Origin of the sequence: Blautia sp. AM29-29, assembly GCF_003480555.1 — a bacterium.
In the GTDB taxonomy this organism is placed as follows: Bacteria; Bacillota; Clostridia; order Lachnospirales; family Lachnospiraceae; genus Fusicatenibacter; species Fusicatenibacter saccharivorans.
Genome location: NZ_QUJD01000021.1, coordinates 30,311 through 51,222 on the forward strand (window position 1 = coordinate 30,311; position 20,912 = coordinate 51,222).

Consider the following 20,912-nt stretch of genomic DNA (forward strand, 5'->3'; position numbering starts at 1 on the left):
AATGGAAGCGTTCAACCATGGGGGATTTTAATGGATGTTCCTCTTGCAGTCCCCCCCATTTTGTGTTAACATAAAACACGCAAATAACCAACAGCAAGGAGTTCTATTTTACATGAACATTACCTCAAAATACCGTTCTCTCTCCGTCCAGGCGAAGGCGGCGCTTTGGTTTACGATCTGCAGTTTCTTACAGAAGGGCATTTCGTTCATCACAGTTCCGATTTTCACGCGTCTGATGAGCACCGAGGAGTACGGAACCTATACGGTTTATCTGTCCTGGCTGCAGATTTTGACGATTATGACATCGCTGTATTTATTTAATGGTGTTTATGACAATGCGATGGCAAAGTACGAGAAGCAGCGGGATGAATATACATCTGCAATGCAGGGACTGACGCTTGTGATTACGGGTGCGGTTTTTGCATTGTATTGTTTTACATCGGGTTTCTGGGAGAAGATTTTAAATCTGCCGAAATCCATGATTCTGCTGATGTTTCTGGAAGCGCTGCTGAGTCCGGCGCTTTCTTACTGGTCGGGGCGGCAGCGGTTTGAGTATCGGTACCGGATTCTGGTCTGCGTGACGATTCTGCAGGCGCTGATGAACCCGATCGCGAGCCTGGTGCTGATCCGTATCAACGGCGGTACGGCCATGATGCGGATCTTAGGTATCGTCGGGGTGCAGGTCTGCATCTGTGTGCCGATTATTGTGTTCCAGTTTTGCAAAGGAAAAGAGTTCTTTTCGAAGGAATACTGGGGCTACGCACTGCGGATCGGAATTCCGATTGTGCCGCATTATCTGTCCGGTATTATCCTGAATCAGGGCGACCGCATCATGATCGACAAGATGGTCGGAAAGACGGAAGTTGCGCTGTACGGGCTGGCGTACAGCATTGGTATGCTGGTGCAGCTTTTCATCAGCGGTATGAACAGTGCATTGACACCGTGGATGTACAGCAAGATCAAAAAGGGCGACATCCGCTCGATGCGGAAGGTGCTGCAGCTTCTTAGTATTGTAGTGGTCGGCATAGCCGTGGCGCTGATGCTGATCAGTCCGGAGATGGTGCTGATTTTCGGATCGCCGAAGTACCGCGAGGCGGTGTACGTCATTCCGCCGGTGGCAGCGAGTGTGTTTTTTATCTTTATTTATAATATTCTCTCGATGCCGCAGTTCTATTATGAAAAAACACAGTTTCTGATGGCTGCATCCATGGCGGCGGCTGGAGCGAATGTGGTGCTGAACTTTATTTTTATCCGCCTGTTCGGCTATATTGCGGCCGGTTACACGACGCTGGCATGCTATATGCTGTATTCGGTCGGCCATTATATTGTGAGCAAACAGATTCTGGTGAACGAAGGAATCCAGGAAAATCTGATGAATCCAGGATTTCTTCTGGCGTGCTCCGTTTTTCTGATTGGAGCAAGCATCATCTGCAATCTGATTTTCCCGTACAGGATCCTGCGTTACGCGATTCTGCTCGCAAGTGCAGGGCTGGTCTTCTGGAAGAAAGAACTTCTGTTGAAGACGATGGCGGATATCCGGAAAAAATAAAAAAGTGGGGGAGGATTTGAAACGAATGTTCAGAGACTCCCCGTTTTTTCTTGACAGTCACAGAAAAAACGATACAATGAAAGAATGAAGAAAAGTAAGGCATTTTAATTAGAAAAGGAAAAATTACATGAGTACCAGTATTTCAATAAAAGAACTAAAAGAGCTCGATCCGTCAAGCTATCAGATCGTCGATATCCGCGATGCGGTAGAGATCTCCCACGGCGCGATTCCGGGAGCGCTTGTGATGAAGACAGAAGAAATCGAGACAAGTGATGCGATTGACCGGAGCAAAAAGACGATTATCTGCTGCAGCCGCGGCCGGTTCAGTGTCGCAGCGGCGGAAGAATTACAGGAAAAGGGCTGGGACGCTGTGAGCCTGGAGGGCGGTTACATCGCCTGGCTGATGGATGTGATGAGCGCGCCGGAGGAGCAGGACAAGGCGGCAGACGTGGAGAAGAGTCTCCGCAAAAAATTCAAAAAGTCGATCTGGTCCAAATTTACGAAAGCGATCAACACATACGAGCTGGTAAAACCGGGCGATAAAATCGCTGTCTGTATTTCCGGCGGAAAAGATTCGATGTTGATGGCGAAATGCTTTCAGGAGTTAAAGCTTCACAATAAATTTGATTTCGAAGTAAAATTCGTTGTCATGGACCCGGGATACAGCCCGGAGAACCGCAAGGTGATCGAGGATAACGCAAAGAGCCTCCATATTCCGATCACGATTTTCGAGACCGATATTTTCGATTCGGTTTACCATGTCGAAAATTCGCCGTGTTACCTCTGCGCGAGAATGCGCCGCGGCCATCTGTACCATTTTGCACAGCAGCTTGGCTGCAACAAGATCGCACTTGGCCATCATTACGATGATGTCATTGAGACAATCCTCATGGGAATGCTCTACGGTGCGCAGGTGCAGACGATGATGCCGAAGCTTCACAGCATCCACTTCGAGGGCATGGAGCTGATCCGCCCGCTGTATCTGGTGCGCGAGGATGATATCAAGGCGTGGAGAGATTATAACGGTCTGCATTTTATCCAGTGTGCCTGCAAGTTTACCGATACCTGCACGACCTGCAATAACGAGGAGAATCGTTCGAAACGCGTGGAGATCAAGGAACTGATCAAAAACCTGAAAAAGGTGAATCCGTTCGTGGAGAGCAATATTTTCCGCAGTGTCGAAAATGTCAACATTGACACCGTGGTCGGCTACAAGCAGCACGGCATCCGCCACAATTTCCTGGAAGGATACGACGACAATCCGGGGTATGTGCCGGAGGCAGAAAAAGCAGCGGCGGAAACGGAGCAGGAAAAAGAAGGAAAGTAATGCACAGAAAAATAGAAGAAACGCCGGGGCGGGAGAAAATGCTGATCCGGCTGAAAGAGCTCCGTCTGGAACGCGGTTACTCGATGACACAGGCGGCGCGGAAGATTTTCAGTCACCCGGACACCTACAACCGGTATGAAAAAGGCATCCGTGAGATTCCGTTGGACTGTCTGATTACGCTGGCAAAGCTGTATGACTGCAGTCTCGATTATCTCGCGGGTGTTTCCGATCAGCCGCGAAAATACGGAAGGTGATGTAAATGGCAATTCCTCTTTATCTGACAACGATTGAACAGGATATTTTTGATACATTCCGGTATCTGCCGCATGCGGTTGCAGTCGGTGTCGGCTTTGTGACGGTTGCGGCGGCGTGGAAAAATCAGCAGATCCAGAAGAAACGGAAACGGCTGGAGCAGTACCGTGCGCTGCACGGCGGGCAGCTTCTGGCGTGGTTTCTGGTAGCCGTCTATTTTGCCATGCTGATTTCGATTACACTGCTTTCGAGAGAACCGGGTTCGAGAACCGGTGTGGATTTGAAGCTGTTTGAAACCTGGGGAAACCAGCGTCTGCCGGACCGGTATTTTGTGGAAAATATTCTGCTGTTTCTGCCGTTCGGTGCATTACTGCCGGCGGCGGTGCCGTTTCTTCGGAGATGGTGGTACTGTGTGTATGCGGCATTTGCCACGAGCATGATGTTGGAAACTGTGCAGCTTTTAACAGAGCGCGGCTTCTGCCAGTTAGATGATGTTGTGACGAATACGCTTGGAGCAGCTATCGGGTATCTGGTGTTTGCACTGGTGCGGAAATGTTGGAGAGGGAAGATAGAAGAATAGAAGGAAAACAAGAAGGCTCTGCCCAAATGGACAGAGCTTTTTTCTTCCCTGTTTTTATAGCAAGACCCGAAAATAATGCAAAAAATTCAGCACCGCAGAGCGTGAATTACTGCGTCACAGATTTTCGTCGTACCCCGGTACGCCTTCAAATCTGTTCCTTGCAATTCGCGCTCTGCAGCACTGCCTTTTTTGCATTATTTTCGGGTCTTGCTATAGATGGAAGTGCAGGAGAGTTAATCCACCCGTTCTTTCCCCCAGAAAAACAATGCCACGGTTCCCGGCCCTGTGTGGCTGCCGATGGTGGTTCCGATGTTGTTGATCTCGACTTTTCCGTTCAGATTGGGAAAGCGTTCCTCGATAAGATCCGCAACGGCCCGCGCATCGTCGTAGCAGGCGGACTGGGAAATGTAGCATTTGCCGGAGTAGGAGAGGCCGCCCTCGGCGTTTTCTTCCATCTGGTCGACGATTTTTTTGATGACTTTTTTCTTCGTACGGATTTTGAACCGCGGAATCAGCCGTCCTTCGTTGTCCATGTTGAGCAGCGGGCAGATGCCGAGAAAGCCGCCGATTGCGCCGGAGGCTTTGGAGATGCGGCCGCCGCGCACGTAGAAGGTGAGGTCCGTGGAGAAGAACCAGTGATGGACTTTGAGGCGGTTTTTCATCGCAAAATCGTAAACCTCTTCCAGCGGTTTTCCTTCATCGCGCAGGTCGGCAAGGCGGTCCATCAGAAGACCATAGCCGGAGGAAGCGCCGAGGGAATCCACGATGAGGATTTTCCGTTCCGGGTAGCGCTCTTCAAGGTCGGCTTTGGCGATCATCGCAGAATTCAGGACACCGGAAATGCCGGAGGAGAGGCAGACGTGGAGAATGTCTTTGCCGTCCTGCAGGAATGTTTCAAAATAGGCTTCAAATTCATCGGCATTCACCTGGGATGTTTTCGTGGAAGCGCCGGCGGCCATGGCGGCATAAAACTGATCGAACGGCATGGACTTGCCGAGATCGTCCGCGTACTCGGTGTCATTTAATTTGTAATGGAAACAGATGTATGAGATTTCCCGTTTGGAGAAATGTTCTTCGGTAAGGTCTGCTGTAGAGCAGCAGCTGATGACATAGGAACTCATAAAATAATCCCTCCTTGTAAAAATGAAAGTAAGAACTCTGGTTTCTGTGCCTATTGTAGCATCCCGAATGGGAAAAGGCAACTGCGGAACGTGATTATATCCGTAATGAAAGGGGCGGTGAAATGGTGTCAAGCCTTGTATTTGCGGTGCGGCCTGTGGTAAAATAGAACTATGAGAATACGAAAATACAAAGGAGGTTTTTGCATATGCAGAATTATTCAGGAGAAGAAGGGCTGCAGTATCATCTGCAGATCCGAAAAGGCGATGTGGGACGGTACGTGATTCTGCCGGGAGATCCCAAACGGTGTAAAAAAATTGCAGCTTACTTTGAGAATCCGGTGCTCGTTGCAGACAGCCGGGAATTTGTGACTTATACGGGTACTTTGGACGGTGTAAAGGTTTCCGTTACATCTACCGGCATTGGCGGTCCGTCGGCTTCCATCGCGATGGAAGAGCTGATCCAGTGCGGCGCCGATACGTTTATCCGCGTCGGAACATGCGGCGGTATGGCACTCGATGTAGAGGGCGGCGATATCGTGGTGGCAACGGGAGCGATCCGTGCGGAGGGAACGTCAAAGGAATACGCACCGATCGAGTTCCCGGCAGTCGCAGACCTTACCGTGACGAATGCGCTGGTGCAGGCGGCAAAGAATCTTGGGAAAAAATGGCATGCGGGCGTGGTACAGTGCAAGGATTCCTTCTACGGCCAGCACGACCCGGAGCAGATGCCGGTCGGCGATGAGCTGCTGAAAAAATGGGATGCATGGATGAAGCTTGGATGCAAAGCGTCAGAGATGGAATCGGCGGCACTTTTTATCGTGGCAAGTGCCCGCGGCGTCCGTGCCGGATCGGATTTTCTTGTGATGGGAAATCAGGAGAGAGTGAAACGCGGCATGGAGAACCACATTACGCACGATACGGAAGGTGCGATTCAGGTAGCCATCGAGGCACTGCGGATTCTGATCCGGGAAGATCAGAAATAAGAAAGAAAAAATAAGGGGATACTGGAAAGGGGAGGCTGGATATGAAACAGGAAATCAGTACAGAAATAAAACAGGAGCTGGTAAAACAGGCTCTGGCAGCGCGGAAATTTGCGTATGTGCCGTATTCGAAGTTCCGCGTAGGCGCGGCGGTTCTGGCAAAGAATGGAGCGATTTATACCGGATGCAACATTGAAAATGCGGCGTATACACCGACAAACTGCGCGGAGCGCACCGCGGTCTTCAAAGCCGTATCCGAGGGCATAACGGAATTTGACGCGATCGCCGTCTGCGGCGGCCCGGGAGAGGCAGAGCCGGGGGATTTCTGCACACCGTGCGGTGTCTGCCGCCAGGTCCTGCGGGAATTTGTCGATCCGAACGAATTTCTCGTTCTCCTCTGCAAGGGCGACGGTTCCTGGAAAGAAATGACACTCGAGGAACTGCTGCCAATGGGATTCGGAAAAGAAAATTTATAAACAGAAGCCGGAAAAGAAAAAATCCAGGGCAGGTACGGAAAGTACCGTATGCCCTGGATTTTTATGTCCAAGATATAAAAATTATTTACTGAAATTTCGGCTCACAGGTCAGATCGCATCCCAGACGCTGGAACATTTTGCGGTCCACATCGGAGAGCATAACGCTGGAGTGCACCTGGCAGCCCTTTAACTGCGGCAGGCAGGAGAGTGCTTTCTGTGCATCCTCGCTCTGTGCAGCAGTAGCAGACAGCGCAATCAGAACCTCGTCGGTATGAAGACGCGGGTTCTTGCTTCCGAGGTATTTGGTTTTCAGGGTCTGGATCGGAGCGATGGATTCCGGTGAGAGAACATGTACGTCATGGTCGATGCCGGAGAGCTCTTTTAATGCATTCAGCAGAAGCGCCGCGCTCGATCCGAGCAGATCGCCGGTCTTTCCGGTGATGACGCGTCCGTCCGGAAGTTCCATGGCAGCGGCCGGTGCGCCGGTCGCCTCGGCACGAACAAGAGCCGGGGAAACGGTGGTACGGTCTGCGGCAACGATGTTTTCCTGTTTCATCAGAAGCTCGATTTTGTAAGCCTCAGTCTCGGAGCGGGAGCCGTCTGCGATACCGTCCACAGCAGTGTAGTAGCGGCGGATGATCTCCTGACGGGAAGCCTCGCGGCATGCCTCATCATCGATAATACAGTTTCCGGCCATGTTGACGCCCATGTCAGTCGGGGATTTGTACGGGCTCTCGCCGAAGATCTGCTGGAAGATCGCACGCAGAACCGGGAAAATCTCGACATCACGGTTGTAGTTGACGGTTGTCACGCCGTATGCCTCGAGGTGGAACGGGTCGATCATGTTGACATCGTTCAGATCGGCGGTAGCAGCCTCATAGGCCAGGTTGACCGGGTGCTTCAGCGGCAGATTCCAGATCGGGAAGGTTTCATATTTGGCATAGCCGGCGTTTACACCGCGTTTGTGCTCGTGGTAAAGCTGGGAAAGACAGGTTGCCATCTTTCCGCTTCCCGGTCCCGGTGCGGTAACGACAACGAGCGGGCGTGTCGTTTCGATGTATTCGTTCTTTCCATATCCCTCATCGCTTACGATCAGCGGTACATTGTGCGGGTAGCCCGGAATTGTGTAGTGAATGTAAACCGGGATGCCGAGCTTTTGCAGTCTCTTTTTAAAGGCATCTGCGCTGTGCTGGCCGGAATACTGGGTAATTACTACGCTTCCGACGTAGAGGCCGCGTCCGCGGAACTCGTCGATCAGACGGAGTACATCACTGTCGTAGGTGATGCCGAGGTCACCGCGGATTTTGTTTTTCTCAATATCGGATGCGGAAATTGCCATAACAATCTCGGCCTGATCGGAAAGCTGCATCAGCATGCGCAGTTTTGCGTCCGGTGCAAAGCCCGGAAGAACGCGGGATGCGTGGAAATCGTCGAACAGCTTTCCACCGAATTCCAGATACAGCTTGTTGTCAAACTGGTTGATGCGGTCGCGGATGTGCTCGGACTGCATTTTCAGGTATTTTTCATTGTCAAATCCAATTTTCATGGTATTTTTCTCCCTTTTTTCCATGGTATTTGTTTGAAAGAAACGGATCATTCCTGCAGGGATGATGCAAAGTTTTCCCCATTGGGTTCTGAAGAGTTACAAACAACTGATTTTATTTTACTATAGAGAAAAGTCACGTGCAAGAAAAAAATGCGGCAGGAATAGAAGCGATTCAGAAAAAGCACTCCTTCGCGCAAGCATGATTCGCGATTTTTCCGGAATTTCGCATGGATCTGAATCGTTACAAAAAAAATCTCCCCAAAAGGAGAGAGGCCGGGACTTGGTTGAAGCCCCGGCGGTATGAAAAAGAAATCTATCTATTAGAAAGGTTGGCGTTGGAGACGTGCTTCCAGAAATGCTTTGCCGTCTCCGGTTTATTTATAGAGAAACAATGGAGGTTGTTTTTTACTTCCTTTGTTGTTGATAAGATTAGTATACGGGAAAATTGTGACCAGAATGTGTACACGGGATAAAGCTTTTCTGAAGAGAACATGAAAACAAAAGGAAGAAAATCTGACGGAATTGTAAAGAAGTAGTCAAAAAGGATTCATGCACCGTGGAAAAGGCGCATAAAATGCAGGAGAAGAAAAAGAGCATTTCCGGCAGGAAAACCGATAAGACCGGAAAACCGGCTATCTGGCAGCTGCGGGGAAGAGGTTTCTATGCCGGAAATGAAAAGGAAGAGAAAAATTTGCAGAGCGTGATTCTGGATATGGTCAACCGTTTTGGCTATCTTGGTATTCTGATTCTGATTGCGGTGGAAAATGTATTTCCACCGATTCCCTCCGAGGTGATTCTGACCTTTGGCGGTTTTCTGACAACGTGTACTCGGCTGCACCCGGCGGGGGTTGTGCTGGCATCTACGGCGGGCTCACTGCTTGGCGCGCTGGTGCTGTACGGAGCCGGAACCCTCGTCAGCCCGGAAGGGCTTGCCGAGCTGCTCGAGAGCCGGCCGATGAAGCTTCTGGGGTTTCGGGCAGAGGATGCCTGGAAGACCATTGCCTGGTTTCAGAAAAAGGGGCAGCGGGCTGTGCTGCTCGGCCGATGCATTCCGATCATCCGAAGTCTCATCTCGGTTCCGGCCGGCATGGCGGGGATGAAGATGCCGGGATTTCTGCTATATACCATAGTCGGGAGTACGGTCTGGAATCTTCTTCTGGTTGGCATCGGTGCAGCGGTCGGCGCTGCATGGGAGCAGGCGGCAGAATATGTGAAGCTATATGCGGATGTGGTTTTCCTTATTTTAATGGTGGGAACCGTATGCTTTCCGGCATTCCATTTATATAGGAAGAAACACCGTCAAAAATAATAGGATGCATGAAATCATGCATGATATGCAAAAAATATGCTTGCAATTTAGCAATAAGTGTGCTAAGATTCATCTCAACAAATAAAAGGGAGTAGCGAAACGCCGCGGGATCTGAAATAAAAACATCCCGTGCGGGTTTGAAACCGTCAGCCGATGTTGAGAAACATCCGTATCAAATGAGAACGCAAGACTTTTATTGTGGCAGATGTCATGATAGGAGTCTTTTTTTATCCTTCGACTCCTGAATACCAAACATGAACTGCCATCCGTTGCCAGCGAAAGAAGCGTGGCGGAGAGAGAGGAATGTATGAGCAGCCAAAGAGTAAAAAAAGAATTGTACGAAACTGCAATGACAGGAGAAAAGGCACTGACCAGCCTGATGTATGTACAGATGACACTGTATGCAGCAAAAAGCCAGAAAACGTATGCCAGGGTGCGAAGCGAGGGGCGTGCAAGGATGCGCCACACGGGGCTTCATATGAATCAGTATTTAAGAGCGGCAGGAAAGGATCTGGAAAGCTTTCGAAACCGTCTGAAAGAGACACATCTGCCGGAAGAGCTTCAGTCAAAGGCAGAAACATTTCTGGTCCAGACGGTACATGCGCTGGATGTGACGGAGAAAAAACAGATGTACCGCAGGGAACTGATCGGGATGGAAGAGAAAGTAAAGGAAACAGCAGAACAGATCGAGGAGCTGCTGAAAAGCATGCGGGAGCTTGGAGTATAAGTCACCGTCTGGCAGGCTCTGCGTGACCCGTAACGTGTAGTATCCGCAGGGGAGTCGGCGAAGGGGAATGCGCATGGTGGACTTTTCAAAAACAAAATGTTAAGATAAAACATATGGTAATGATTCAGAGCCATGCGAAATAGAAGAGAAGATGCAGGAAAGAAAAGGAGTAAGAAACGTGGCAGAAGAAATTGCAATGAAGGTGATCGCCCGAATCCACACGGATTTCCCGGAAAAATTCGGGATTCCGAGGCAGAGCGGACTGATCGAAGAACTAAAGAGTACGATCGTTTTTGAACCGGAGTTCCGCGATGCAAATGCACTGAGGGGGCTGGAAGAATATTCCCATCTCTGGTTGATCTGGGAGTTTTCGGAAGCCGTGCGGGATACCTGGTCTCCGATGGTGCGGCCGCCGCGGCTTGGCGGAAATAAGCGTGTCGGCGTATTTGCTACGCGTTCGCCGTTCCGTCCGAATCCGATCGGTCTTTCTTCGGTAAAGCTGGAATATGTGGAGCAGCATCCGTCGCTTGGTCCGGTATTGCACCTTACGGGAGCAGATCTGATGGACGGCACACCGATTCTGGATATCAAACCGTATCTGCCGCATGTAGACAGTCACGTGGAGGCACTTGGCAGCTTTACGGAAAAGACGAAAGAATACTTTATTCCGGTTGAGATTCCGGACGAGCTGCTGGAAAAGGTTCCGGCAGACCACCGTGCGGCGCTGAAAAAAGTGCTGGAGCAGGATCCGCGTCCATCGTATCAGAACAGCGAAGAACGCGTCTACGGACTTTCCTTTGCGGGAATGGAAATCAAATTCCAGGTAAAGGACGAGGTACTGCATGTTGTGGGAGTAGAAATGTGAGGAAGAAATAAAGATCGGGAGAAAAGACCGAAAGCAAGGATCGAAAGCAAAGATCAAAAGCGAAGATCAAAAGCAAAGATCAAAAGCAAGGATTAAAAGCAAAGATCGAGAGAAGAGACCAAAAGCAAGGATTAAGAGAAAAGATAGGAAGAAAAAATGGAACGAAATGTAGAGATAGATAAAATTTCAGATGGAAAACGATACGGAGCTAATGATCTTGTAAAAGTGGGCTGCGACGACTGCCGCGGATGCTCCGCCTGCTGTCATGGGATGGGAGATTCGATTGTACTCGACCCGATGGATGTCTACCGCCTGGAGAAAAAGCTGGGAAAGACGATGGAAGAGATTTTGCTGGCTGGGAACGTGGCGCTTCGTGTCGTGGACGGTGTTATTCTGCCACATCTGAAGATGACAGAGCAGTCAGACCGGTGCAGCTTTTTAAATGAAGAAGGCCGCTGCAGCATCCACGATGCACGCCCGGGCTTCTGTCGGATGTTTCCGCTGGGTCGGCTGTATGAGGATGGAACATTTTCTTATTTCCTTCAGGTGAACGAATGTCCGAAGGAGAACAAGACAAAGGTCAAGGTCCGCCGCTGGCTCGATACGCCGGAGCTTGGGAAATACGAAGCCTTTACGACAAAATGGCATTATTATCTGAAGGAAAAACAGAATGCGGCGCGCGAAAGCGAGGACGATGCATTCCGGCAGCAGATCAGCATGAACATTCTGAAGCTGTTTTATCTGCTTCCGTATGACGGAAATACAGATTTTTATACACAGTTTGCAGCTCGAATGGAGCTTGCAGCAGACAAGCATTAAGCAAAAACATATATTAACAGGAGAGGCTGTCGCACGAAGCGAAAACACTACAAAATCTATATTTTGTGGAAATTTTTCTTCGTGCGGCAGCCCTCCTGTTTTTTTATATCGTTTCGTAGGAAAACTTTCCTGCTCCGGCGTAGACCAGGAAGGCTTCCCGGGTCTCACGCCTCCGCCGGCGGCTGCAGAAAATGATCTGCCCATTTTTCAGCAGAACTTCGCCAGTTACCTGTACAAGGGAAACGTGGGCAAAGTTGATCAGCAGACCTTTTCCGCCGTGGAAAAAACGATCACTTGGTGTAAGGCAGACCGTCAGGTCGGCAAATGTGCAGCGGGTTGTAAAATCTCCCTGAATGGTGTGGAGAATCAGTCGGTGCTGGCAGGCTTCAACGTAAATCAGGTCGTCGAGCGCCAGCCGGTATTTTTGGGAAACACCCTGTGAGATAATGACTGGAATTTCGAGCAGAACAGAATCGTTCGGATCGAGTGGGAATATTAATTTGGAATACAAGAAAAACACCTCCGGGAAAGTATACCGTTTGCGTCGAAGTGCAGCCGTTCAAGTCGAAGCGGTTGTCCAGCGCAAAGAAACATGATAGGGTACAAAATAAAAGCAGGAGGAGAGCATTACAGCAAACATCATAAAAATACAAAGTGTAGTTTAACACAGTGACAGAATCTCATTCAAGCCGAATTGACGGACTTCTGTTAAAATCGTTCGACAGAAAGTGACACCGTATGGCAGAAAGGGGCGAAAAAAGTAAAAAAAGGAACGATAGACAGAAAAAGCAGAAGAAAAAAACAGGAAAATCAAAAGAAAATCGAAAGAAAAGGAGGCAGAGAAGATTGACGATGCGAGATTGATTTGGTATAATATTCCAAAAATAATTATTACATATAACATTACCATAAAAGAATAAATATCATATGGAGAGAAATATGAACAGAGAAGTAGAAACAATCAGAGAAAAAGTACATACAACAGCAGATGCAGCATTATTTTTATGCTTTCAGGAAGTGAAGGGAAGCCATTCCAAAGGAGTGATCCGGCTGCCGCTGCTTCATTATGACATTCCGTTTGAGGGATACGGAGAAATGCTGCTTCGGATGAACCGCATTTATGACCTGCTCGGCATGCCGGATGCAGGAAGCTGTATGCGGAGCCTTTCAGAAGGGGAAAAAGAAGAGTGGGAATTTACAGATGAAATGAAGAACAATCAGGATACAACGCTTCCAGCCGGAACCGAGCGTATGGTCAGTATTCAGATTCAGTTCCGACAGCACTGTAGTCTGCAGGGATTTCTGATCTGCGGAAAACAGAAAGCAGGTTTTCGTTCAGCACTTGAAATGCTGTATTTACTGGAAGATTGTCTGCAGGAACAGGATAACTGAATACGGGAGAAAAACGCAACAGAATGAGAGTGGGAGCTATGAAGGAAGAAAAAAAGATCAGAAAGAAAATAAAAATTGAGGATTTGTTGCCAAGAGATCCCATCCGGGTGGATCTCGATGCAATCCTGGGCTATGTGAAGGGAAAAACAATCCTGGTAACAGGCGGAGGCGGTTCGATCGGAAGTGAGATCTGCCGCCAGCTGGCCGGACACGACGTCGGGCATCTGATCATTTTTGACATCTACGAAAACAATGCGTACCAGATTCAGAAATCTCTGGAATGGGAGTTCCCAGATCTCAATTTGACAGTACTGATTGGTTCTGTGCGGGATGAGCGGAGGCTGGAATCAATTTTTTCGAAGTACTGGCCGGACATCGTCTTTCACGCAGCAGCCCACAAGCATGTGCCGCTGATGGAGGACAGCCCGAATGAAGCGATTAAAAACAATGTTATTGGAACCTTAAAAACGGCGCGCACAGCAAGCCATTATCAGGTAAAGAAGTTTATCCTGATATCAACAGACAAGGCAGTCAACCCGACCAACATCATGGGAGCGAGCAAGCGGCTCTGTGAGATGGTGATTCAGCTGATCGGAAGACACAGCACGACAGAGTTTGCGGCAGTGCGCTTTGGAAATGTACTGGGAAGCAACGGAAGTGTCATTCCGCTGTTCCGCCGTCAGATCGAACACGGCGGTCCGGTGACGGTTACGCATCCGGATATCATTCGATATTTTATGACGATTCCGGAGGCAGTCAGCCTTGTACTTGAGGCAGGCGCCTATGCGAAAAACGGTCAGATCTTTGTCCTGAATATGGGAGATCCGGTCAGAATCGCAGACCTGGCCAAAAATATGATCCGCCTTTCCGGATATGAGCCGGAAAAAGAAATCAAGATCAAATACATTGGCCTGCGACCCGGCGAAAAGCTGTATGAGGAACTTCTGATGAATGAAGAGGGCATGCAGACCACAGAAAACAGCCGGATTTTTATCGGCAGACAGATTGCATTTGACGAGAAGGTATTCCGGGAGCAGATAAAGGAACTCGCGAAGGAAGCGGAAAACGAATGTCCGGACATCTGTTATCTGGTAAAGAAAATGGTACCGGAATACCAGTACGAAGGAGAAAAACAGGGATGACGGACCTTCATGTACATATTCTGCCGGGAGTGGACGACGGATCCCCGAATTTGTCCACCTCCCTTGAAATGGCAGAAATGGCGGCACAAAGCGGGGTGCGTATCCTCGCGGTGACGCCGCATGCAAACCAGACGGGAATCGAAGGCGTGGAGGACGGATACGTCAACTACGAATCGGAACAGTTAGAAGAGCAATTTTACCGTCTGGAGAGGGAAATCAACAGAGAACACATTCCCATCAGCCTGGTGCGCGGCATGGAAATCATGAGCATCGGACCGCTGGAGAAAAAAATCAGAGAGAGAAAGCTGATACCGCTCCATGAGAGCCGCTATTATCTGATCGAGGTGCCGTTTGATATGGCGCCGTACGGAATCAGAAAGCGGCTGCTGGAATTTCCGGCGATGGGAAAAATCCCGGTGCTGGCGCATCCGGAGCGGTATTTCTGCGTGCAGGATACACCGGAGCTTCTATACGAATTCCGGGAAATGGGCGCGGTTTTGCAGATCAACAAAGGAAGCGTGTTTGGAAGATTTGGAGAAGAGGCTGAGCGGACAGCAAGGTTTCTACTGGAAAACCGCCTTGCGGGCTGTGTGGCAAGCGATGCCCACGGAGCCGATTACCGGACCACGGACATGCGGCCAGTCCGGCAGTTTCTGGAGGAGCGGTATGGAGAAGCGTATGCACAGCTTTTAGTGAAAGTGAATCCGAGAAGAATCCTGGAGGACCGTCAGATTTTCTATGAACCGTCCCCGGAACGAAAACGGAAAAGACGCTGGTTCCTCTAAAAACAGGAAGAATGGCGTTACAGAAACGAAAGGAGCATCTTTGATATGCACAAAACGAGAGCGGCAGTTCTCATTCTGTTTCTGGCTTCCACACTTGCCTTTGGCGGGTGTCTGGTGCGGCAGCAGACGGGAAAAGACGGAAAAGGGCCGGAAATTACGATGGACAACAGTGAGATTTCTGCCAGCATCCATGCAGAGGAGTCAGAACTTCTGGCCGGAGTAACTGCTTACGATAAAAAAGACGGCGATGTGACGAGTTCTCTTGCTGTGGAACATATTTCGAATTTTGTGGAAAAAGGGCGGCGGAAAATCAGTATCGTCGCCTTTGATTCCGATAATCACGTTACGCATGCGGAGCGGGAACTGGTGTATAACGATTACACCTCACCGGTCTTTTCCCTGGATCGCCCGCTGCGGTTCAGCCTGAATGCAGATGATCTGACAGAGGGACTTTCCGCGGAGGACTGCCTGGACGGAACGATTACCGACCGCATCCGGATTTCTTACGAGGATGAGATCAGCAGTACACCGGGACTGTACCACGTGACATATTCGGTTGCAAACCGCGCCGGAGATGTGACAAGTCTTCCGGTGACAGTAGAACTCTACGATCCGGCAGAGGAGAACGGAAGGCCGCAGATTACCCTGAGCGATTACCTGATTCATCTGGATCTGCAGCAGCCATTTGATCCGCAGGCATATCTGGAAAGCGTGAGTGTGGATCAGATGCTGTATGAAAAGAGAGAAGACGGTGCGCTTCATGCAGCTTCGTATGAAGAAGAGCTTCTGGGAGAAAATCAGTTTTCCATTGACAATCCGGTCGATACCGGCAGTGCGGGTGTTTATGAAGTGACATACACTGCGACAGCGGAGGATGGGCAGACAAGCTCCGTCCGCCTGATCGTCTGTGTAAACGAATAGGGGGGATCCAGATGGGAGAATACGACAGAACAGGAAACGGGCAGAGCAGCAAAACAGACTGGGATCTCCGAAGTATCCTGTGCGACATTGCAAAAAACTGGTGGGTCATCCTTCTGATTGCCTGTTCGGCGGCAATGATAACCTATACTGTGATGGCGACCGTACACAAAGACCGGTATACGGTAAAAACCACATTTGCCGTTATGGGACGCGGGGTGGATGCCAATGCGGCATCGAGCCTGTCGGCCACATATGAGATGGCACAGAAATTTGAAGCAATTCTGGAAAATACGATTTTGAAGAAAAAAGTGATGGAGGAGCTCAGCCTGTCCTCGTTTCCGGCAAAAATGAATGCTTCCATTGTGCCGGAATCCAATCTGATGGAGCTGTCTGTGACCGCAGATTCGCCGGAAATGGCATTTCGGATCTTAAAGTCGGTACTGAACAATTATACGAGCATTTCCGACTATATTATTCCGAATGTAGTGTTGGAGACACTGCAGCAGCCGCAGGTTTCCGGTGTGCCATCGAACCAGATTCCGACCAAAAAGTATGCCGCGACCGCATTTCTTGCGGCAGCCCTTGCTATGGCGGCACTCATCGGACTCTTTTCCTTTCTGCGGGATACCGTCAAAAATGAGGCAGAATTCACCCGCAAAATCGATGCGGACCTGCTGGGCGTTGTGTATCACGAAAAGAAGAAGAAAAACAGCTCCATGCTGATTACCAATCCGGCGCGGAGCTTTCTGTATGTGGAATCCTTAAAGCGTATTGCATCGCGTGTGCGGGGGCGTCTGGACCGAAAAGGCGGAAAAGTGCTGCTGGTGACCAGTGTGGCGGAAAATGAAGGAAAATCGACCCTTGCGGCAAATCTGGCGCTTGCCCTTGCAGAAGAGCAGAACCGTGTACTGCTTTTGGACTGCGATTTCCGACAGCCGGCGTTACATAAAATCTTTGAGATTCCGGAAAAAGACGGAAAGGATTTCGGAAAGGTTGTCCTCGGAAAAGAGTCGGCATCCGGCGTTTTTGAGAAACACAAGGATACCAACGTATATACCGGAATCTGCCGTAATCGTCTGGAAGAGCCGTCGCTTGCAATCGGCGGTGAGATTTTCCACCGGATTCTGGAGACATGCCGGACCAATATGGACTACATTATTCTGGATACGCCGCCGATGGGAATGACGGCGGATGCAGAAGAGCTTGCAGAGTATGCCGATGCGGCAGTTCTTTCCGTGCGGCAGGACGGCGTACTGACGAGGGATATCAACGATGCGATTGATGCATTGAACCAGAAAGAGGAAAAAGTGATCGGCTGTGTATTTGGAAATGTTTACCCGGGATTCGGTGAGCGGATCGGCAACAGCTACGGTTATGGATATGGATACGGCACCTACAGCAGGGCAGAACGATAAGAGGGAGCAAAGAGCATGAGCAGAGAAACGTATGAAACCTATTCGGCGGAACCGGAGAAAATCGATCTGATCGCCTTTCTGGCAGAATATTTCCAGGCATTCCGAAAATTCTTTTTGGGCGTGCTGATTCTTGTGATCCTCATGGGAGGCGGCTCCTTTCTGACGGCAAAGCTGCGGTATCAGCCCATGTATGAGGCATACACCTCATTTGTGGTCGGATCAAACCGCGCGGTCGGCTATTCCTATTATGACAATGTGACGGCGCAGCAGCTTGGAAAAACCTTTCCTTATATCGTAACAAGCGGTGTATTAAAGGATGTTGTAGCACGGGATCTTCAGGTGGGAGCAGTGACATCCCAAATTGAGGCGAGCGTGATGGAAAACACCAACCTGTTCACAATTCGCGTAAAAGATTCTTCACCGGATACGGCATATCGCGTACTTCAGTCCGTCATTACCAATTATCCGGAGGTAGCAGAGTACATAATCGGTGCGACAACGCTGACGGTGGTAGACGACAGCGGCGTACCGGTATCCCCGATCAACAGCCAGGATGCGGTACATGCCGGAATGATCGGAGCAGCGGCGGGACTTGCCGTTGCACTGCTTTTGGTCTTCATCTATGTGAGAACAAGAAAAACAATTCGCCAGGCAGATGACGTGAAAAAGCTGACGAACGCAGCGTTCCTTGGAAATCTGCCGGAGGCGAAAATCAAGAAACGAAGCAACGTAAAAGAACAGACCATCACGATCTGTAACCCCAAAGTGCCGGATTCCTTCAAAGAAGCAATGCAGCTCATCCGGACAAGAACAGAGGACGGGCTTGGAAAAGCCGACTGTCCTGTTTTGCTTGTGACAAGCTCTGTGCCGGGAGAGGGAAAGACAACCGTTGCCGTGAATCTCGCAGAAGCATTCGCAAAGAAGAAGTACCGCGTAGTGCTGCTGGACGGAGATCTGCGAAATCCGTCGGTATTGAAGTGTATCGGACTTTCCGAGCGGAAGGGACGTGGAATCATAGGAGTGCTGAAAGGACAGATCAGCCTGGATGAGGCACTTACCGATTATCGGGATCTGTCGCTGAAAATTCTGCCGGGTGTCGGAAGTACACAAAATCCGGCCGGCCTGCTGCGTTCCGCGCGGATGAAAACGCTGATCGAAGAATTGAAAGAGGATGCGGATCTTCTGATTATTGATACGCCGCCGTGCGGAGTACTGTCGGATGCATCCCTTTTGGGCGGAATCGCAGATTCTGCAGTTCTTGTCGTACACCAGGGAACTACCAAGGACCGTGAAGTACAGCGGGCACTGGAATTCTTCGAGGATTCGCAAATTCCGGTCTGCGGCTATGTACTGAACGGCGTGCCGGAGGGTGCGACAGGCTACGGATACAGCACCTATGGCGGTTATGGCTACGGAAAATATGGTTATGGTTACGGAAAGTACGGCTATGGAAAAGAAAAAGAAGGCCGGAAAAGTAACCAGTCGGTGAAAGAATAGGGGGAAGAAAACATGAGGGAATCTGGAATTTATCAAATGTATCTGAAAAATCTGCTGGACCGGCTGCTTGCACTGGTTGGAACGGCAGCACTGTCGTGGTTGCTGATTTTGCTTGGCATAGCGATCCATCTCGATTCGCCGGGACCGATTTTCTTCCGGCAGAAGCGGGCAGGAAAGAACGGCACGTATTTTTACATATATAAATTCCGCACGATGCGTATCGATACCCCACATGATATGCCGACCCATATGCTGAATAATCCCGATCTTTTCATCACAAGAGTCGGACGGTTTCTCCGGAAAACATCCCTCGATGAGCTGCCACAGCTCTTTAATATCCTGAAGGGCGATATGGCGCTGGTTGGCCCGCGTCCGGCACTCTGGAATCAGTATGACCTCCTTACGGAGCGTGAGCAGTACGGCGCAAACAGCGTCCGTCCGGGTCTTACCGGATGGGCACAGATCCATGGACGCGATGAGCTGCCGATCCGGCAAAAAGCTGAACTGGATGGATATTATGTGCACCATATCCAGCTCAAAATGGATCTGGAATGTCTCTGGAGAACAGCAGGAGCCGTACTGCGGCAGGATGGAATTCACGAAGGAAGACTGGAAAAACAGCAGATGAAGGGTGCAAAAGAGGCTGTGAAGGTTGGAAAATAGAAGAAAATAGGAAAAGACGGGGCAGGATGTTTTTGGGGATGAAAGCATGCTGCCCCGTTTTAGTGTGAGGTGTGGAAGATAACAGTCTGATTCATCTTATTGTGATATATGGAAATAACAGGTATGGGAATTGCAATTATAGCCTGCAAATAAAAAGTCAAGGCTAAATTGAAGAACATTGAAAATTTTATACAGGTTGAAAATTAGGTATCAAAATCAGACCACCACACCAGTGCTGGTCTGAAAATTATAATGATGATTAGGATTCTGGAAGAGATGAAAGATATTCTTTCACTCGTCCGTAATAGATTCTTAGAAACTTGTTGGCACCTGCAGTCATATAGACATAGTAAGGCTTGCCTTGTGCCCGCTTCTTATCTATGAACTGATACACAGGATCATCCTGTGGGTGTGTTTTTATTAAGACATCCATTACCTGAAATAAAGTCTTTCTAAGATCAGATGAGCCTCGTTTGGAAGTTGGAACACTTTTTTGTTCATAACTTCCCGATTCATTAACACCGGGATCTACACCGGCAAAAGCAGTAATAGCCCCTTTGTGAGTAAAACGGGAAACATCACCAATCTCAGCCATCAACTGAGGGCCAAGTGAGGTTCCTACACCTTTCATAGCCATAACGACAGGGTATTCGGGAAGCTGGGAAGCAGTTTCGTTCATAAGTGTGCGTAGTGATTCAATGGTTGTAGAAGCACTGTTAAGCTGGTCTACAGCCTGCTTGATAATAAGTTTTGTAATACCATCCTTAGGAAGTACAGGAACAAGTTCCTTGGCTTTTCCATAGATTTCTTCAGCTTTGGATTGGCTGAAGTTGTACTTCTTACGTTTGCACCAGCTTTGATAATGGCTAATAAAAGCATTTAGGGACATTTTACGGACACAGTCCACATGCCAGTATGTAGATGCAAAATCAATCCATTTCTGGCTGCCGTCACTGCGTGCAGGACTGTCAAAGTAGGTATTAACACCAGGATAGGTTTGATCAAGGATGCCGATAAGATTATTCTTCATAGCCGTCTTATGTTTCATGTAAAAACCAAACTGACGGTTCATGGTTTTAAGCTGATTGCGTAGTTCATCCATAACACTATACTGTTTAAGATTTTGCCATTTGTCAAGAGCATATCGGGCAATTTTAACAGCATCCGCTTTATCAGATTTCACTTTACGAAGAGAATCATTATCAAAGTCCTTGATAAGTTTTGGATTAATGGCACTGACGAAAAGATTTGCCTTTGAAAGCTGATGGGCGAGGACTTCATAGTAACGTCCTGTGTGTTCCATCACGATTCGAGACTCACCTTCAACAGAGTTGATGAGTTCTACAAGTGAATGAATATCACTGGCTGTGTGTTTGATTTCAAAAGGTGCAGAAACTATTTCACCGAAAGATCGCATAATAGCAACCATGCTTTTCCCTTTTGAAACATCGATACCTACTGCGTTCATAAATTGTCACTCCTAAAAATTATTGTAATGGATAAGTACCAGTTTTACTCATTGCCTATTCTATCTACTGTGGTGTGA

20 protein-coding genes and 1 pseudogene are annotated in these 20,912 nt (G+C 49.1%); 17 read left to right on the forward strand and 4 right to left on the reverse strand.

Features of this window, described 5'->3' with window-relative positions:
- Positions 1 to 112: 112 nt before the first annotated feature.
- From DW769_RS13940 to DW769_RS13955, 4 genes are all read left to right on the forward strand, one after another.
- Positions 113 to 1,549, forward strand: coding sequence for a lipopolysaccharide biosynthesis protein (locus DW769_RS13940; RefSeq protein WP_158554972.1), 1,437 nt, complete (start codon positions 113 to 115; stop codon positions 1,547 to 1,549).
- 127 nt (positions 1,550 to 1,676) lie between these two features.
- Positions 1,677 to 2,876 (forward strand): ATP-binding protein, encoded by a 1,200-nt coding sequence (locus DW769_RS13945; RefSeq protein WP_117760621.1) that lies wholly within the window; start codon positions 1,677 to 1,679, stop codon positions 2,874 to 2,876.
- Positions 2,876 to 3,130: a helix-turn-helix domain-containing protein gene (locus DW769_RS13950; RefSeq protein WP_242991123.1), complete on the forward strand. Its 255-nt coding sequence runs from the start codon at positions 2,876 to 2,878 to the stop codon at positions 3,128 to 3,130. The genes DW769_RS13945 and DW769_RS13950 overlap by 1 nt, the downstream gene beginning before the upstream one ends.
- A gap of 5 nt (positions 3,131 to 3,135) precedes the next feature.
- A complete protein-coding gene (locus tag DW769_RS13955; RefSeq protein ID WP_118600910.1) occupies positions 3,136 to 3,708 on the forward strand; it encodes a VanZ family protein in 573 nt (190 codons plus the stop codon).
- Between the two features lie 233 nt (positions 3,709 to 3,941).
- On the opposite strand, the gene DW769_RS13960 is transcribed toward DW769_RS13955, so the two are convergent.
- Positions 3,942 to 4,829 carry a DegV family protein gene (locus tag DW769_RS13960; RefSeq protein WP_118697855.1) on the reverse strand — a complete coding sequence of 296 codons (888 nt, stop codon included), beginning with the start codon at positions 4,827 to 4,829 and terminating at the stop codon, positions 3,942 to 3,944.
- A gap of 206 nt (positions 4,830 to 5,035) precedes the next feature.
- Between DW769_RS13960 and udp the strand changes: the two genes are divergently transcribed.
- Together udp and DW769_RS13970 are read left to right on the forward strand one after the other, a co-directional pair.
- Positions 5,036 to 5,812, forward strand: coding sequence for a uridine phosphorylase (udp, locus tag DW769_RS13965; RefSeq protein WP_055220432.1), 777 nt, complete (start codon positions 5,036 to 5,038; stop codon positions 5,810 to 5,812).
- Positions 5,813 to 5,853: 41 nt separating this feature from the next.
- Positions 5,854 to 6,285, forward strand: a complete 432-nt coding sequence (locus DW769_RS13970; RefSeq protein WP_118750518.1) for a cytidine deaminase — start codon at positions 5,854 to 5,856, stop codon at positions 6,283 to 6,285.
- Positions 6,286 to 6,370: 85 nt separating this feature from the next.
- Here DW769_RS13970 and DW769_RS13975 read toward each other — a convergent pair whose 3' ends face one another.
- Complete coding sequence (locus tag DW769_RS13975) at positions 6,371 to 7,831, reverse strand: DUF1846 domain-containing protein (RefSeq protein WP_118750538.1); 1,461 nt, start codon at positions 7,829 to 7,831, stop codon at positions 6,371 to 6,373.
- A gap of 574 nt (positions 7,832 to 8,405) precedes the next feature.
- Here DW769_RS13975 and DW769_RS13985 point away from each other — a divergent pair.
- The 4 genes from DW769_RS13985 (at position 8,406) to DW769_RS14000 (ending at position 11,551) form a co-directional block, all read left to right on the forward strand.
- Entirely contained in the window at positions 8,406 to 9,140 is a 735-nt protein-coding gene (locus DW769_RS13985; protein ID WP_319638341.1) for a DedA family protein, read from the forward strand.
- A gap of 307 nt (positions 9,141 to 9,447) precedes the next feature.
- Entirely contained in the window at positions 9,448 to 9,867 is a 420-nt protein-coding gene (locus DW769_RS13990; protein WP_117509394.1) for a hypothetical protein, read from the forward strand.
- 178 nt (positions 9,868 to 10,045) lie between these two features.
- Positions 10,046 to 10,732, forward strand: a complete 687-nt coding sequence (gene tsaA, locus DW769_RS13995) for a tRNA (N6-threonylcarbamoyladenosine(37)-N6)-methyltransferase TrmO (RefSeq protein ID WP_117509440.1) — start codon at positions 10,046 to 10,048, stop codon at positions 10,730 to 10,732.
- Positions 10,733 to 10,888: 156 nt separating this feature from the next.
- Positions 10,889 to 11,551 carry a YkgJ family cysteine cluster protein gene (locus DW769_RS14000; protein WP_117509393.1) on the forward strand — a complete coding sequence of 221 codons (663 nt, stop codon included), beginning with the start codon at positions 10,889 to 10,891 and terminating at the stop codon, positions 11,549 to 11,551.
- Between the two features lie 103 nt (positions 11,552 to 11,654).
- On the opposite strand, the gene DW769_RS14005 is transcribed toward DW769_RS14000, so the two are convergent.
- On the reverse strand, positions 11,655 to 12,062 hold the full coding sequence (locus tag DW769_RS14005; protein WP_158554971.1) for a LytTR family DNA-binding domain-containing protein: 408 nt from the start codon (positions 12,060 to 12,062) through the stop codon (positions 11,655 to 11,657).
- Positions 12,063 to 12,490: 428 nt separating this feature from the next.
- Between DW769_RS14005 and DW769_RS14010 the strand changes: the two genes are divergently transcribed.
- The 7 genes and pseudogenes from DW769_RS14010 to DW769_RS14040 all read left to right on the forward strand — a co-directional run bounded on the left by DW769_RS14010 (position 12,491) and on the right by DW769_RS14040 (position 19,366).
- Positions 12,491 to 12,943: a hypothetical protein gene (locus DW769_RS14010; protein ID WP_022461015.1), complete on the forward strand. Its 453-nt coding sequence runs from the start codon at positions 12,491 to 12,493 to the stop codon at positions 12,941 to 12,943.
- 62 nt (positions 12,944 to 13,005) lie between these two features.
- Positions 13,006 to 14,085, forward strand: a pseudogene (locus DW769_RS14015) (UDP-N-acetylglucosamine 4,6-dehydratase family protein); the annotation flags it as partial.
- On the forward strand, positions 14,082 to 14,870 hold the full coding sequence (locus DW769_RS14020) for a tyrosine-protein phosphatase (RefSeq protein WP_118750519.1): 789 nt from the start codon (positions 14,082 to 14,084) through the stop codon (positions 14,868 to 14,870). The pseudogene DW769_RS14015 and the gene DW769_RS14020, both read left to right, overlap by 4 nt.
- A gap of 45 nt (positions 14,871 to 14,915) precedes the next feature.
- Positions 14,916 to 15,791 carry a hypothetical protein gene (locus tag DW769_RS14025; protein ID WP_055266467.1) on the forward strand — a complete coding sequence of 292 codons (876 nt, stop codon included), beginning with the start codon at positions 14,916 to 14,918 and terminating at the stop codon, positions 15,789 to 15,791.
- Between the two features lie 11 nt (positions 15,792 to 15,802).
- On the forward strand, positions 15,803 to 17,206 hold the full coding sequence (locus tag DW769_RS14030; protein WP_055266465.1) for a polysaccharide biosynthesis tyrosine autokinase: 1,404 nt from the start codon (positions 15,803 to 15,805) through the stop codon (positions 17,204 to 17,206).
- A gap of 15 nt (positions 17,207 to 17,221) precedes the next feature.
- The gene (locus DW769_RS14035; protein ID WP_117509390.1) at positions 17,222 to 18,703 is read left to right on the forward strand and encodes a polysaccharide biosynthesis tyrosine autokinase; all 1,482 of its coding nucleotides are present in this window, start codon (positions 17,222 to 17,224) and stop codon (positions 18,701 to 18,703) included.
- 12 nt (positions 18,704 to 18,715) lie between these two features.
- Positions 18,716 to 19,366, forward strand: a complete 651-nt coding sequence (locus DW769_RS14040) for a sugar transferase (protein WP_243037989.1) — start codon at positions 18,716 to 18,718, stop codon at positions 19,364 to 19,366.
- 259 nt (positions 19,367 to 19,625) lie between these two features.
- On the opposite strand, the gene DW769_RS14045 is transcribed toward DW769_RS14040, so the two are convergent.
- Positions 19,626 to 20,834, reverse strand: a complete 1,209-nt coding sequence (locus tag DW769_RS14045) for an IS110 family transposase (RefSeq protein ID WP_118750520.1) — start codon at positions 20,832 to 20,834, stop codon at positions 19,626 to 19,628.
- Positions 20,835 to 20,912: the final 78 nt, after the last annotated feature.

Bases quoted from the DNA above. Each gene is read 5' to 3' on its own strand.
- DW769_RS13985 (WP_319638341.1), top strand. From the start codon at position 8,406: ATGCAGGAGAAGAAAAAGAGCATTTCCGGCAGGAAAACCGATAAGACC.
- DW769_RS13940 (WP_158554972.1), top strand. From the start codon at position 113: ATGAACATTACCTCAAAATACCGTTCTCTCTCCGTCCAGGCGAAGGCG.
- DW769_RS13950 (WP_242991123.1), top strand. From the start codon at position 2,876: ATGCACAGAAAAATAGAAGAAACGCCGGGGCGGGAGAAAATGCTGATC.
- DW769_RS14045 (WP_118750520.1), bottom strand. From the start codon at position 20,834: ATGAACGCAGTAGGTATCGATGTTTCAAAAGGGAAAAGCATGGTTGCT.
- DW769_RS14020 (WP_118750519.1), top strand. From the start codon at position 14,082: ATGACGGACCTTCATGTACATATTCTGCCGGGAGTGGACGACGGATCC.
- DW769_RS14040 (WP_243037989.1), top strand. From the start codon at position 18,716: ATGAGGGAATCTGGAATTTATCAAATGTATCTGAAAAATCTGCTGGAC.
- DW769_RS14035 (WP_117509390.1), top strand. From the start codon at position 17,222: ATGAGCAGAGAAACGTATGAAACCTATTCGGCGGAACCGGAGAAAATC.
- DW769_RS13975 (WP_118750538.1), bottom strand. From the start codon at position 7,831: ATGAAAATTGGATTTGACAATGAAAAATACCTGAAAATGCAGTCCGAG.
- DW769_RS13990 (WP_117509394.1), top strand. From the start codon at position 9,448: ATGAGCAGCCAAAGAGTAAAAAAAGAATTGTACGAAACTGCAATGACA.
- DW769_RS14025 (WP_055266467.1), top strand. From the start codon at position 14,916: ATGCACAAAACGAGAGCGGCAGTTCTCATTCTGTTTCTGGCTTCCACA.
- DW769_RS14010 (WP_022461015.1), top strand. From the start codon at position 12,491: ATGAACAGAGAAGTAGAAACAATCAGAGAAAAAGTACATACAACAGCA.
- DW769_RS14000 (WP_117509393.1), top strand. From the start codon at position 10,889: ATGGAACGAAATGTAGAGATAGATAAAATTTCAGATGGAAAACGATAC.
- DW769_RS13955 (WP_118600910.1), top strand. From the start codon at position 3,136: ATGGCAATTCCTCTTTATCTGACAACGATTGAACAGGATATTTTTGAT.
- udp (WP_055220432.1), top strand. From the start codon at position 5,036: ATGCAGAATTATTCAGGAGAAGAAGGGCTGCAGTATCATCTGCAGATC.
- DW769_RS14030 (WP_055266465.1), top strand. From the start codon at position 15,803: ATGGGAGAATACGACAGAACAGGAAACGGGCAGAGCAGCAAAACAGAC.
- DW769_RS13960 (WP_118697855.1), bottom strand. From the start codon at position 4,829: ATGAGTTCCTATGTCATCAGCTGCTGCTCTACAGCAGACCTTACCGAA.
- DW769_RS13945 (WP_117760621.1), top strand. From the start codon at position 1,677: ATGAGTACCAGTATTTCAATAAAAGAACTAAAAGAGCTCGATCCGTCA.
- DW769_RS13970 (WP_118750518.1), top strand. From the start codon at position 5,854: ATGAAACAGGAAATCAGTACAGAAATAAAACAGGAGCTGGTAAAACAG.